The sequence below is a fragment of the Pseudoalteromonas sp. S1608 genome, from assembly GCF_005887265.1.
Classification (GTDB): domain Bacteria; phylum Pseudomonadota; class Gammaproteobacteria; order Enterobacterales; family Alteromonadaceae; genus Pseudoalteromonas; species Pseudoalteromonas undina.
Genome location: NZ_PNDK01000032.1, coordinates 87,558 through 101,559 on the forward strand (window position 1 = coordinate 87,558; position 14,002 = coordinate 101,559).

The 14,002-nt window shown below is 39.0% G+C and carries 13 protein-coding genes; 10 read left to right on the plus strand and 3 right to left on the minus strand.

The genetic code is table 11. The features are described 5' to 3' along the window. Positions 1–225 precede the first annotated feature (225 nt). The 4 genes from CWB75_RS13665 to queG all read left to right on the plus strand — a co-directional run bounded on the left by CWB75_RS13665 (position 226) and on the right by queG (position 4,276). Positions 226–1,092: a DMT family transporter gene (locus CWB75_RS13665; protein ID WP_010390736.1), complete on the plus strand. Its 867-nt coding sequence runs from the start codon at positions 226–228 to the stop codon at positions 1,090–1,092. After that, complete coding sequence (locus CWB75_RS13670; protein WP_010390735.1) at positions 1,089–1,793, plus strand: glycerophosphodiester phosphodiesterase; 705 nt, start codon at positions 1,089–1,091, stop codon at positions 1,791–1,793. Before CWB75_RS13665 ends, CWB75_RS13670 begins: the two co-directional genes overlap by 4 nt. A 58-nt stretch (positions 1,794–1,851) precedes the next feature. Beyond that, positions 1,852–3,072, plus strand: a complete 1,221-nt coding sequence (locus tag CWB75_RS13675) for a methyl-accepting chemotaxis protein (RefSeq protein ID WP_138570946.1) — start codon at positions 1,852–1,854, stop codon at positions 3,070–3,072. Positions 3,073–3,142: 70 nt separating this feature from the next. Next, positions 3,143–4,276, plus strand: a complete 1,134-nt coding sequence (gene queG, locus CWB75_RS13680) for a tRNA epoxyqueuosine(34) reductase QueG (RefSeq protein WP_054202384.1) — start codon at positions 3,143–3,145, stop codon at positions 4,274–4,276. Between the two features lie 256 nt (positions 4,277–4,532). On the opposite strand, the gene CWB75_RS13685 is transcribed toward queG, so the two are convergent. From CWB75_RS13685 to CWB75_RS13695, 3 genes are all read right to left on the minus strand, one after another. Beyond that, positions 4,533–5,660, minus strand: coding sequence for a response regulator (locus CWB75_RS13685; RefSeq protein WP_010390732.1), 1,128 nt, complete (start codon positions 5,658–5,660; stop codon positions 4,533–4,535). 45 nt (positions 5,661–5,705) lie between these two features. Continuing rightward, positions 5,706–7,700, minus strand: a complete 1,995-nt coding sequence (locus tag CWB75_RS13690; RefSeq protein ID WP_138570947.1) for a sensor histidine kinase — start codon at positions 7,698–7,700, stop codon at positions 5,706–5,708. Between the two features lie 111 nt (positions 7,701–7,811). Then, complete coding sequence (locus CWB75_RS13695; RefSeq protein WP_041709196.1) at positions 7,812–8,300, minus strand: GNAT family N-acetyltransferase; 489 nt, start codon at positions 8,298–8,300, stop codon at positions 7,812–7,814. Positions 8,301–8,388: 88 nt separating this feature from the next. Here CWB75_RS13695 and CWB75_RS13700 point away from each other — a divergent pair, with 88 nt between their 5' ends. From CWB75_RS13700 to CWB75_RS13725, 6 genes are all read left to right on the plus strand, one after another. After that, on the plus strand, positions 8,389–8,958 hold the full coding sequence (locus CWB75_RS13700) for a glutathione peroxidase (protein ID WP_010390729.1): 570 nt from the start codon (positions 8,389–8,391) through the stop codon (positions 8,956–8,958). 75 nt (positions 8,959–9,033) lie between these two features. Beyond that, a complete protein-coding gene (locus CWB75_RS13705) occupies positions 9,034–9,315 on the plus strand; it encodes a peptidylprolyl isomerase (protein WP_008114778.1) in 282 nt (93 codons plus the stop codon). Between the two features lie 69 nt (positions 9,316–9,384). After that, positions 9,385–9,969 carry a glutathione S-transferase family protein gene (locus CWB75_RS13710; RefSeq protein ID WP_008114780.1) on the plus strand — a complete coding sequence of 195 codons (585 nt, stop codon included), beginning with the start codon at positions 9,385–9,387 and terminating at the stop codon, positions 9,967–9,969. A gap of 11 nt (positions 9,970–9,980) precedes the next feature. Continuing rightward, positions 9,981–10,331 carry a DUF2750 domain-containing protein gene (locus CWB75_RS13715; RefSeq protein WP_008114782.1) on the plus strand — a complete coding sequence of 117 codons (351 nt, stop codon included), beginning with the start codon at positions 9,981–9,983 and terminating at the stop codon, positions 10,329–10,331. 88 nt (positions 10,332–10,419) lie between these two features. Then, entirely contained in the window at positions 10,420–11,100 is a 681-nt protein-coding gene (locus CWB75_RS13720; protein ID WP_138570948.1) for a site-specific integrase, read from the plus strand. A 106-nt stretch (positions 11,101–11,206) separates the two neighbouring features. After that, entirely contained in the window at positions 11,207–13,780 is a 2,574-nt protein-coding gene (locus tag CWB75_RS13725; protein WP_138570949.1) for a M1 family metallopeptidase, read from the plus strand. Positions 13,781–14,002: the final 222 nt, after the last annotated feature.

A 14,002-nucleotide genomic window follows, 5' to 3' on the forward strand; every position in this document is an offset into this window, starting at 1 on the left:
CAGTTAAACTTAGTATTTCTACAAAGTCGCTAATGCTTAAGCTTATTAAAATTAAGGAATTCATAACACCCTCCAATATAAGTAAAGTAACTATGCCATTAGGTAAAATATATAAGAGTGTGAAGTGTCACTAACTTGGCTGACATTTGTCATGAAATAGAAAAATTCATCTTCTGAGTGTAAAAGCAATGCTAATATAGCCAAAAAAAGTGACAAGGAAATCTCGTGCAGTCCCAACAACAAAGCTTAATTTACTTACATATTGCTGTCCTTTTATTTGGCGGCACCGCCTTATTCGCAAAGCTAATTGGTTTGAATGCATTAGATATTACCGCTTATCGCGCGGCTATCGCTGGGGTGGCAATTTGTGTGCTACTGACTTTGCAAAAAAAACCAATTAAGCTGCATCACGCCAAAGATTATGTGATTGCCATTTTATTAGGCGTTGCCGTAGGTATTCACTGGGTAACCTACTTTGCAGGCATGCAATTAGCGGGAATTACCGTGGGCATGTTAGCTTTTTTTACCTATCCCGTGATCACGGTATTTTTAGAGCCCCTATTTAATAAAAGTAAGCCCAAAGCAAAAGATATAATAAGCGCTGTGGTGGTGATTATTGGCATTTATTTATTGATCCCTAACGTTAATTTAGGCGATGACATCACTTTAGGTGTGGTGACGGGGGTGGTATCAGCGTTGTTTTTTGCTATTCGTAATATTACCCATAAACGCTACTTTAGTGAGTATGGTGGACCGCAAACCATGTTTTATCAAACGTTAGTGGCAAGCCTGATGCTATGTACATTTATTGAAGTACCCATAACACAAATTAATGATACTGATTTAATATTGTTGCTTATCGCCGGTGTGGTGTTTACTGCGATGCCGCATTCGTTATTTGCAGCGAGTTTAAAACATTTATCAGCAGCGACCGCTGGATTGATTTCTTGCTTACAGCCCCTTTATGGCACAATACTGGCTATAATTATTTTGCACGAACGCCCCTCAGTGATGACCCTGATTGGTGGTGCACTGATTGTTAGTGCTGCGTGCTTTGAAACTTGGTCAATCTCACGGAAAAAGCAGCCATGAAAATATTTGCTCATAGAGGCACAAGCACACACTTTCCTGAAAATACACATAGCGCCATTATGGCGGCGTTAAAAGCAAATGTAGATGGCATTGAGGTTGATGTACAAAGCGCACTTGATGACTACGTGATTATTCATGATACCTACCTAGATAGAACCACTAATGGTAAAGGTAAAGTGTGCGACCTAAGCGCTCAGCAAATTCAACAATTTGATGCGGGAAATGGTGAGCAAGTGCCTACCCTACAACAACTAATTGACTGGAATAGCAACCAAACCTTACTTAATTTAGAGCTAAAACATACTTTTGAACTAGAAAAGTTTGCTGCGCAACTAGAAATGAATATTACTGCAAATAAGATATCAGCAGACAATATTTTAGTTTCATCATTTAATCATCATCAACTACACTGGCTAAAGAACCGCTTGCCTTGGCTTAAAATTGGCGCACTTACTGCATCAATTCCATTGCAGTATGCGAAGTTTGCTGAAGACTTACAGGCCTTTAGCATTCATGTTGACAAAAACTTTATGAACAAGTCGTTTGTTGACGATGCCAAACTGCGCGGCTTACAGGTGTTTGCCTACACCGTAGATGAAGTTGAAGATATTAAACTGATGCTTGCCTGTGGTGTTGATGGCATTTTTACTAACGACCCTGAACGAACTAAGCATTTTTTGGCGCAATTAAATGAACTATAACTAATTATTTAATTGCTATTTATGCTATAAAAACAATAATTTAGTAGGTCACTATTTAATGAGTAGCTACATGCGTATTTATAATTTTTTAGAACAAACTCTATTTTTTACTTTAACCCGAAAAATAGTGGGTAATTTAAGCTTTGTATTTTTATTTCAAGCTATTACATTATTTTGGCTACACAGTAGCCTCTCTGAAAATCAACAAAGCACAGGGCTATTTTGGACATTAACCCTGCTGATTGTTGCCGGTTTTATATTTACTATTTTTTATATGCGCTTTTTAATTGTGCGCCCGGTAAAAGCCATGCGCGATACGTTGATTAATATTAATCAACAAGATGCCAACTTAGCTGCCAAACTTCCTCATTTTACTTTTGATGAATTTAGAGATTTAAGTGAACAATATAATCAGTTTACTACGCATTTAAACAGCTTATTAAGTACGACCTACAGCAGCGCTCAGGAAAGCGTGCAAAGTAATAGCCAAGTAACGCAATCAATGCAGCACACAGAGCAGCTAAGCGAACAGCAAATTAATTTAAGCCACACCATAATTAATGCCAGTAACCAAATTACCCAAAGCCTGCAAGATATAGTAAGTAATACTGATAGCGTACATCAGGTAAATAATGAACACCTTAGCTTTGTTAAGCTCTCTGCAAGCGAACTGTCTAAACTGGTTGAACAGGTGAGACTTATTAATGAAATGCTGGGTAGTTTTTCTAAAACGATTGCAGGCTTAAAAGAGAATAGTGAAAACATTCGTAGCATTTTAAAAATGGTAGAAGAGTTTTCTGATCAAACTAATTTATTAGCGCTTAATGCGGCAATTGAAGCAGCGCGGGCCGGAGAGGCAGGGCGAGGTTTTGCCGTGGTTGCCGATGAAGTTCGCACCCTATCGGTTAAAGTAAGTGATGCAACCCGCCAAATTAGTGATTTTATTACTCAAATGAATGAGCTGGTTAATGAAACCAATAAAGAGTCTCAGCAGTTAATTAGTCACTCTAATAACGCACAAGCTGCAATCAACGATACCTCAGAAGGTTTTGGAAAAATGCTCAATGAATTTGAGCATAATCAGCAGCAATTACAGCAAATAGCTAACGCAGTTCATTTACTTGAAGATACACAAAATCAAACTCATGAATCGGTTGAACAAATTGTGGCGCTTGGCGAACAAGCAAAGCAACAAATAGACACCGCATTGCATGACTCTGAGCAATCACAAAAACTAAGTCAACAAACCCAACAACAGTTAAAGCGTTTTGTAGACTAGGGCTGACTAGTTTTACCCAAGCCGCGATTATGCTAAATTACGCGGCTTATAATATAACTGTGTGAAGCATGTGAGCGACGTCAATCTAAATTATGAACAGCTAGCCCAGCAAATAAAGCTATGGGGTCAAGAACTTGGCTTTAGTGAAGTGGGTATTACTGACATTGATTTAACTAAGCATGAAGCACAGCTGCAGCGATGGCTTGATGCGGGTTTTCATGGCTCAATGGATTATATGGCAGCCCATGGTATGAAGCGTGCTCGCCCTAATGAGCTAGTACCCGGAACACAGCGGGTTATTTCAGTTAAAATGAATTACCTCCCACCTGATTCAGGCTTTGCCAAAAACCTTAAAAATACCGAAAAAGCCTATATCAGCCGATATGCCCTTGGCCGTGACTATCATAAGTTGATGCGCAACCGAATCAAACAGTTAGGTAAAAAAATTGAACAACATGTGGGTGACTATAGCTTTAGGCCTTTTGTTGATTCAGCCCCTGTACTTGAACGTCAACTCGCTGAAAAAGCGGGATTAGGCTGGCGCGGAAAGCATTCTTTATTAATAAATAAAGAGGCGGGTTCTTGGTTCTTTTTAGGTGAGCTTTTTGTCGACTTACCTTTACCAATTGATAACGAAAACACTTTTGAGGGCTGCGGCAAATGCGTTGCCTGCATAACACTATGCCCCACTGGTGCTATTGTAGAACCTTATGTGGTTGATGCGCGTAAGTGCATTTCGTATTTAACTATAGAGCATCAAGGTGCTATTCCTGAGCAATACAGAACATTAATGGGAAATCGCATTTATGGCTGTGACGATTGCCAATTGGTATGCCCATGGAACCGCTACGGAAAAATTACTGATGAGGCTGACTTTCATCCTCGTACACAATTAAAAAACAAAGATTTACTCGAGTTATTTGCTTGGGATGAAACTACCTTTTTAAAAAATACCGAGGGCAGTCCAATCCGCCGCATTGGCCATGAACGTTGGCTACGAAATATAGCCGTTGGCTTAGGTAACGCAGATTTTAGCCCGGCAATTATTGCTGCACTCGAAGATAAGCGCCAAGCGGTAAGTGACTTGGTGGGTGAACATATAAATTGGGCACTCGCCCAGCAACACGATAAACAAAGACAAAAGTTGCGTAAAACGGCACGGCTAATTCGTATTGTTGAAAAAGGCCTCCCCAGAGACGCGTAAGCCTTTTACCTTTTTATGTAATCACTTTCTCTGTGAACTCTTAGCCCTCTTTGTGCATAATTTACTAACATCTAATTTAACACAGAGAAGAGAATGAGGAGTAAATAAGAAGCTACTATTAAAGTACAGCTCTTAGTTAACCTGTAATGCATACCTTTCGTTTTTAACCTTTAAAAGATGCGACATAAAATCGCTGCTACAGGTTCTTTGCCTAATCGTAACAAGGAATTTACCCCGCGCCTCGCAGCCCGCACCTTTAACCTTTCAATAATAAAGCGAGATCTTGCTCTATCTCTGCGAACGCTTTTTTAACCTGATCAACAGATTCTTGGCGTGCCACCGAATTTTGAATCGTTTCGTCGACCTTTTTGTAAATAAACACTTCCTGGTCTTCATCGAGTCCCATGGTTGGGATCCGCTCTTCTAACTCCTCTTGAAGTTGTTTAAATACTTTTTCGTTATTTATCCGGCTGTCGTTAAGCAATCCAATTAAACTATGAAACTTACTGTGAACAGTACTCGCCACTTTGTTTAATCGCTCTTGCTGCGAAACCAACATTTTCTTAGTAGTAATAGCCCGCAATTGCTGTTCGGTTACACTTACAATAAAACAAATATGATCACGTATACGCCCATGCTTCTGCTCATCTTGTTCTGGCATATTCAAAATCAATAAACTGACAAACTCGTAATTAACCAAAATACGATGAGAAAACTCATGTAACCTACCTTTGTTTTTAAGCATTTCAAATAACTCAATAACAATGGGTGAACACACGCCATTTAATGCAAAGTGCGATTTGGTGTCGTTACATCTAAATTCAATATTACTTTGTAGACCAAATGTCTGTAAGCACTCCACTAATGCCTTACCTAACTCCTCTACATCGTTGATAAAACCGATATTTTCAATATAGTTAACTATCTGACCCATTTCACTGCTATTTGCCATAGCATTAAAAGCGGTTGAGGTTGCTTCTTTTACTTGCTTTTCAAGCTGTTGTTTTTCTATTAATACTTGATTTAACTTATTCAGCTTTTGCTTAAGTTCATCGTGCCCAAACGGTTTTACAATATAGTCTTCAGCACCTACTGAATAACCTTCCATACGTTCCTCAACAGTCCCCCTTGCCGATACAAACATCACTATAATATCTTGTGTTTTAGGGTTCGCTTTGAGCTCTTTACATACTTCGTAACCATTCATTTTTGGCATGCTTACATCAAGTAAGATAACCTGCGGCATATACTCTTCAACCATGCTCAAGCATTCCGGGCCACTCGAAGCCAGCTTAAGTTCAAAATCTAATTCCTCTAGGATTTCTTCTATTATTTCGAGGTTAAATGGTTCATCGTCGACTGCAAGAATTTTAGTTAAAGCCATAATTTTTCGTCCATATAAATCGTGTTCATTAAAACAATTCGGTTATTAGCTACTATTTTTCACTAATTGCTCATCGGCTAAATATTCATCGAGGTTTATTTCCAAAGGAACCTGAATGCTAATGGTTGCCCCACCAAGTTCGTTATTACAGGCTTTTATAGTTCCTTGATGTAAAGAAACAAATTCACGGCACAGCGTAAGTCCTAATCCTGTCCCCCCTGCGCCACTATTTGTTTTGCTACTTTGCACAAATTTTTGAAAAACAGTTTCAAGCTCGTCTTCTGGTATGCCTATTCCGCTATCTATTACTTCAATATTTGCACACCCACTGTCTGTTTCCAATGCAACTTCGATAGTGCTATGTTCTTCGCTAAATTTTAATGCATTACTCAATACGTTTCTAAGTACCTGATTAATTTGCTCTTCATCGCATTGCGCTACAACTGGTGGATTATCTGATTTAAATGCAATCTTAATATCTTTTTCTATGGCAATTCCGGACACATCATCAATACTTGTTTTAACAATAGTCGTTAAATCGCATGCTCGCGGGTTAAATGGGAATTTACCTACATCTAATTTCGACAAATCGAGTAAATTGTTAAGTAAAGAAAGCAGCCTTTGTCCACTTGATTCAATTCGGGTTAAGTATTTTAAAAGTTTATCTTTACTAAAATCATCATCTTGAAGCTTACCGATACCAAAGCGTGAAAAACTTAGTATAGAATGCATAGGGGTTCTAAGCTCATGTGACATATTAGCTAAAAACTCTGATTTACTTAAATTAGCTGCTTCAGCAATGTTTTTCGCATGCTCAAGTTGCGAAGTCCGCGCTCTTACCTGCTCTTCTAAAAGATCTTTGGCCTCAAGTAATAAATCTTCTTTTTGCTTTAAATGAGTTACGTTTTTAAAAATAACCGCTAACGCTATCTCACCATGATGATCAATCTCATTAAATGAGCCAACGAGCGGAATTTTACTCCCATCTTTACAGACAATATGTAAGTCGCAACTAAATTGCCGATTACTGTTTAAAGTCGATATTTTATCTTTTATTGCTTTTACTGAATCGTCATCTAAAAAGTGAAATAACGAGTGAGCAATGAGCTTTTTAAACGGTAAATTAAACAGCTTTAAGCACGCGTCGTTGGCCTCTACTATTTTGCCTTTACGTTCAAAAAGTAAGATTGGATCGGGAGTATTTTTAAAAATCACTTGCAGCAAACTGTCTTTTTCAATAAGTACATCGACTGTATCTTGTAGCCTTTCAACTAGCTCTGCGTTATGACGTTTTAGCAATTCGGTTTGCCACAACTTATGTACTGCTTGTAATAAAACGTTGTCATCGAGTGGCTTAATTAAAACGTCTTCAACACCTTGGCGAATTGCTTCAATCATAGAAACCTGAGCAGGACGCGAGGTTAATAATAAGCAGCGGCTATGCGGCTGTATCTGCTTAAGGCTGGTAAATATATCTAAGCCAAGCCCTTCTTTTAAACTAAAATCACTAATTAAAATATCAATCATTCTGAGTTTAGCAATATTAAGTGCCTCATCATGATTCGTAGCTGTATATACCTCTATATGTGCACCCACTAAACTACTTTTTAGCATTTCTAAACGCTCACTAACATGATCAACCAACAAAATTGTAGGCAGTTTAAAAATATGATCAGGGCCTATTTCTAATAGTTCTTCAATAAATGAAGTGATTTCTTTATTAGAAAAAAATGGATAAATAATAGTGGCATCTGGAACAAGCTCATTTAATTTACCAAATGCATCAAGCAATTCACCACTTTCAGCCTTGGGAGCTAAAAGTAAAAATGATTGTCGGGTTGCTTGTTTTACCAACGAAGCAACCAGATTTGTTGGTGTCCCTTGTGAAAAGGCAAGCATATCGTACGCATCTATGTTGCTGCTTTGATCAAACATAGAATAATGAACTAATTCAACTTCACAACCAATTAGCTCAAGCAGTACTTTTAAGCGCATAGCAATCATGCTACTGCTATCAATAATAAGTATTTTTTGCGCCATTTATGTACACTTTTAAGAATTAATTAAACACCTTTTCAGCATAGTATAGAATTTTTGGTTTGGCATAATCGTCTACATAAATGTAATTTTTGCTTGCCTATGGTTATGGGATTACATTAAATGCTTACCAAAAATAGTCAGGCTGTACAGCTGGTTATCCATCCTTGCAACATTGGGCAACTCTCCCCATACTGCAAAATCAAAATGCTTAAATAATTTAATGCTTGGTTCGTTATGGCTAAAAATAAACCCGAGTAACACTTCAATATCGAGCTTTTGTGCTTGTTGTTGTGCAAATTGCATCAACTTTTTACCCAACCCTTTTCCTTGGGCTGCTGATGTAATGTAGATGCTTAGTTCAACGGTGCCATCGTAAGCTGGGCGCCCATAAAACGATTTATAACTTACCCACGCTAGTACTTGGTCATTTTCGCAGTAAACAAAAATAGGTCTTTGAGCTGTATGGCTATCAAACCAAGGTTGTTTGTCAGCAACGGTTACTTCTTCGGTATCGGCGGTCACCATTCGACTAGGGATAGTTTCATTGTAAATGGCAACAATAGCAGTTAAATCATCAGGTTTTGCTAAACGTATAGTCATAGAAAATAAGTAAAATTGATCAATTTTGTCTATAGTAGCGTATGATAAGTTACATAAACACCCATCGAATCGCATTCAAGGTAACCGCATGATAAGAAAATTAATATTCGGATTAACATTGGCTCTAGGCTGTGTATCTGTAACCACCAATGCAGCAGACACTAATAGCCCTTCAGCAAAGACAGATACCTGCGATGACTTCACAAATGTGTCACTGAGAAAGCTTCGTTCAACCGAAACGCTTAATCTATGTGAATTTAAAAATAAGCCACTGTTGATTGTTAACACTGCCAGCAATTGCGGCTTTACTTCTCAGTTTGAAGGGCTAGAAACGCTATACAAAAAATATAAAGAGCAAGGCTTAGTGGTGCTCGGTTTTCCATCTGACGATTTTTTTCAAGAAGAAAATGACGAAAAAGATACGGCTAAAGTCTGTTATGTAAATTACGGCGTTACTTTCCCTATGTTAGCCACCAGCGCAGTGCGTGGCAGCGATGCCAACCCTATTTTCAAGCACTTAAATGCAAAAACTAGTTCACCTAACTGGAATTTTTATAAATACGTGGTTTCGGCAGATCGTCAATCAGTAACTCGCTTTAACAGCCGCGTCAAACCCGATTCAGCAAAATTAGAAAGCGCCATCAAAAGTGCATTTTAATTTTGTGTTTTCAGTTTAACCTTACTAAGATGTTGCTTAGTAGATAGAAAACTAAACTTATAAATAGGAGATTTTATGGCAGTAGCAAGTGCAAGGCACATACTCGTAGACAGTGAAGCACAATGTTTAGACCTTAAAGATAAAATTGAGCAAGGTGAAGACTTTGCTGAGCTAGCTAAATTGCACTCTAATTGCCCTTCAGGTCAAGATGGTGGCGCATTAGGTGAGTTCGGACCTGGTATGATGGTTCCTGAGTTTGATAAGGTGGTTTTTTCAGCGCCACTTAACCAAGTACAAGGTCCTGTTCAAACACAGTTTGGTTACCATTTATTAGAAGTAACCAGCCGCTCAGAGTAAGCAAATCGATTTATTAATAAAGCCGCATTAGCGGCTTTTTATTTATGTGGAGTTGGCAAAAGCCCCAATATGCAATTACTTGGCTCTATTTCTTCCCCTTATGTTCGCCGTGTCAGAATTTGGGCACAACAAAATAACTGTGAGCTTGAGTTTATAAATCTCGACATTTTTTCAAGCGATGACCGCTCTTTAATGATGTCGCACAACCCGGCAGCTAAAATCCCTATCTTAATTGATGGCTCGCTTAACTTAAGCGACTCAAACAATATACTGCGTTACTTACTTGAAAAAACACAGCAGAACCCGCTAACTTGGCCGCAAGAGCATTTTTTAACTAGCATCAACGCCTGTAACGATTCATTGGTTGAGTTATTGATATGTCAGCGTTCTGGGTTTGACACGCAAGCTGATAAACTATTTTTTAATCTGCAAAATGAGCGAATTGCGCAAACTTTAGACTATTTAAATGATCATTTAAACGATGATGAATTTAAAAGCTGTGAATGCCTCAACATCAGTTTATACTGCTTGCTAGATTGGATCTGCTTTCGTGAACTCACTGATTTTAGCGCGCAGCCGCAGTTAGTTAAGTTTTATGAAGCGTTTAGTCAGCGTCAAGCGGCTAAAAATACCAACCCTCGACTCAAATTTTAAAAGGTGAACACATGAGCGATATCGAAATTGAATCACAACTAGTTAGCTTTGTAGAAAAAGTACGTGTTAGTGAGCAGATCTGGGCACTAGGTGCACAAGATGGTGGCTTTGTTGTATGTGAATCAAATCAGTTTGACGACACCGATGTACTTTTACTGTGGGAATCAGAAGACGCAGCAAAAGAGCAGTGTAAAGAAGAGTGGAAAGACTACAGTCCGGTAGAAATCAATCTAGATGAATTTTTAGATGATTGGGTTGAAGACCTTAAATCAGATGATGCTCTGGTTGGTTTAAATTGGAATGACGATCAAGTGTGCGTAGAAATTGAACCAGTTGGTTTAGCTCGCGCTTTAAGTGAATAAGTTTTAACTGTTTATTTGCTGGCACTACCCCAATTAACAACAACGATTAGTTGGGGTATAAAATAATAAAAACTGTCAAGGTACTGCGTTGAAAACCCATCTTGGTCGTCGTCCATTCTCAGCTATGGAGCTACATACGCTCTATACCGGATATATTTATAGTGATACTCGGCTTGCCCGCGAACAAGCTAAGCACTGGCACTTTTGGCTGCCTTTAATTGCTTACTACAGTGGCGCTTACAGTGATGAAATTGGCCATTTAACCCTAGATGACTTGGTGGTTAAAAATAGCATTCTCTGCTTTAGCTTTCATACTCATGGTAAAATTAAACCCCGTTTAATTCCTGTACATAACGCCCTTATTAAGGCCGGACTTAATGATTATTTAGCCTACGTAAAAGCGCAAAAACACACACGTTTACTGTTTGACCTCCCAGCAAAAACAGGACGCTACAGTGAAAAAGTACGCATTTGGTTTTCAGGCGAGGGCGAACGTGCGGGGTATTTGCAAAAATGTGCAATTCCTTCCGTGGATCAACTCGGAATGAAAACCGCGATTAGTAGTTTGCGGCTTAACTTTGAACAGCAAATTCGTATTTATGCCCTGCAAGCAGGCTCTAAAGACTGCTTCAATTACTTAATGGGCTTTAATGATTACCCCGATGATAACTTTAACGATATAGCCTTGTTAAATAAGGTGCTGCAACAGCTCCGGGTTATTAATTCCCACATTCATTGGCAGCGGTTTTTAGCACGAGATAGCCACTGACAAACTTTGTTACTCTTTTCCTTATTGTTGTTCGCTTACTCTAGCAAAAAAAGCTGTTAGGATGGAGTGTACTCACTCTTCTAACAACAAAAATCTAGGGATAACTATGTTTTTTAAAAGCCTCTTAACCGTGAGCGTTGCGCTTGCGATAAATGCTGCTAACGCTAATGAGTTCGTCATTGAAAAGCTCGCAAAGCCAAGTTCACAAAAAGTCGCTTTAACGCTCGACCCAAGTCAGGATACTTTTACAGGAATGACTGAAATCAGTTTGGAGGTGCTTAAACCAACACGCTACATTGAACTTAATGGTGTTGATTACGCAACCAAAATGGTTCAACTATTGGGTGAGCAAAACTGCGACTTAAACAGCGAAATGCTTAAAACCGGTAAAGTTAAATTTAGCTGCGAAGAGCAAATTCAGCCGGGTAAATACACTTTAAAAATTGATTTCTCAGCGCCATATAATCGCCAAAGTGTGGGGCTATATAAAACCCTAGATCAAGGCGTTCCTTATCTTTTCACCCAATTTGAAATGAGCGATGCCCGTCGAGCGTTTCCTGTATTTGACGAACCAAGCTATAAAATTCCATTTCAGTTAACTATTACCGCCCCCACGTCACAAAAAGTGTATTCAAATACACCTGAGTTAAAAACGACAGTGAATGGCGATATGACTACCCATTACTTTGATAAAACGCCACCAATTCCATCATACTTAGTAGCTATGGCTGTAGGCCCGTTTGAAGAGCTAGAGATTAAGGGTATGCCAATTCCTGGCCGTGTAATTACTCCACAGGGTAAAATTCATTTAGCACAGTATGCAAAAGAGAATGTGCCTAAAGTACTGGGCGCACTTGAAGAGTACTTTGGTATTCCTTACGTATATAAAAAGTTAGATTCAGTGGCTGTTCCAGAGTTTCCGTTTGGGGCAATGGAAAACTCAGGTTTAGTGACTTACCGCGAAGATATTCTTCTGGTTGATTTAGAAGCTGCAACACGTAGTAAAAAGCAACGTAATGTCTCTATTATTGCCCATGAATTAGCTCACCAATGGTACGGTAACTTAGTGACTATGAAGTGGTGGAACGACTTATGGTTAAACGAAGCGTTTGCTAGCTGGATGGCAGCAAAAATTACTAAGCAACTTAACCCTGAGTTTGAATCACACCTAGATTTACCACAAAACAATGTAATGGCGTTAGATGCTCGCTTAAGCACTAAGCCAATTCGTAAACCAATTAAAACTGAAGCCGATATTATGGACGGTTTAGGCCTTGCATACAGCAAAGGCAGCTCAGTACTGGCGATGGTTGAAAATTGGATTGGTGAAGACGCATTTCAAGCTGGTATTCAAAATTACTTAAAAGAGTTTTCATATAAAAATGCCGAAGCCGCCGATTTATGGGAAGCACTCGGTAAGGCTTCAAATAAAGATGTGGCGAGTGTTTTAAAATCATTTATTGAACAATCATCATTTCCTTTAATCAAGGTTGATCAGCAAGGTAAAACTATCACTATTTCGCAAAGCCGTTTTGCTAATGCCGGTGTTGATGCTCCAGCCCAACTTTGGAATGTACCCGTTGCCATTAAGTACGGTAAAGGCGATAAAGTAAAAACTGCCAGTGTATTACTTAATAAACAAAACCAAACGCTAGAGTTAGATTTTGAGCCAGAGTGGATATATCCAGACCAAGGTGCGCTAGGTTACTACCGCTGGGTCATGGACGATGCGCAATTTAACGCACTAATTGATAATGCAGCAAGCGTATTAAACGACCGCGAGCGCCTTGCATTGTTATCAGCTACTGACGCCTTACTTGACGCAGGTGTAATTTCTGCGGCTAAGCTGATGCAAACGCTTGAAGTATTTGCCAGTGATAGTCATCCACGCGTAGCTAACACTGCTTTAGGCTATTTAGCGTCTCAGCAGCGTACCTTTAAAGACGATAGCAATAAAGATTTATGGCCTACATTTATTCAAAATGCAGTCATGCCTGCCGCTAAAAAATATGGTCTAGAAGCAAAAATGGGTGAGGATGGCGCTGTTGCTCAACTGCGAGCTGCGGTGGTATCACGCTTAGGCTTTGATGGTGAAGATAAAAATGTGATCAATAAAGCTAAGCAGCAAACAGCCGCTTACTTAAAAGATCCGCAAAAAGTAGACCCTTATTTAGCGGGTACTTACTTACGTCTTGCGGCTTTTCATGGTGATAAAGCGCTGCTTGATCAGTTTATGGCAACCTTTAAAACCACTAAAGATCCACAAGTTCGTACCAATATGTTGGCAGCAATGGGTTATTTTGGTAAACCTGAACTCCAAAAAGCAGTGCTTGCATATAGCTTAACCGATGAAGTAACCGCTTCTGATATGCGTACTATTTTATCGGGGCAAAGTTACACCGATGAACGCCAAGCACTCTTTATTGATTGGATATATAGCAACTACGATAAAGTAACAGCAAGTTTGCCACCATTTTTTGTGCCTAACTTACCTTACTTTACTACTGCTAGCTGTGATGCTGAAAGTTTAGCGAAAACGCAAACGTTCTTTGACGCTAAACTTGATGACGTACCTGGCTATGCGCGCACATTAAGTAAGCTTGCAGAAAGTACTAATGACTGTATTGCACTTAAAAACCGTGAACTCAAATCAGTAAATAGCTTTTTGAATAGTAAATAAGTTAAAGTTCAAAGGATGGCGGGCTGCGGGCGACGGGTAACGGGCCGAAAACCTCAAACTCGGGCTAATGGCTGATGTTTTCTCATTGTCTTCTCTTTGTGTATAAAATCTTAAAAAGTTTATTCACAAAGAGATTAAGAGGCGCTGCCCTTTTAGAGCTAGTGATTAAAGACAAAGATTAAGGGTTATAAAGGTTAAAGGTTGAAGATTTTATCTTGCACC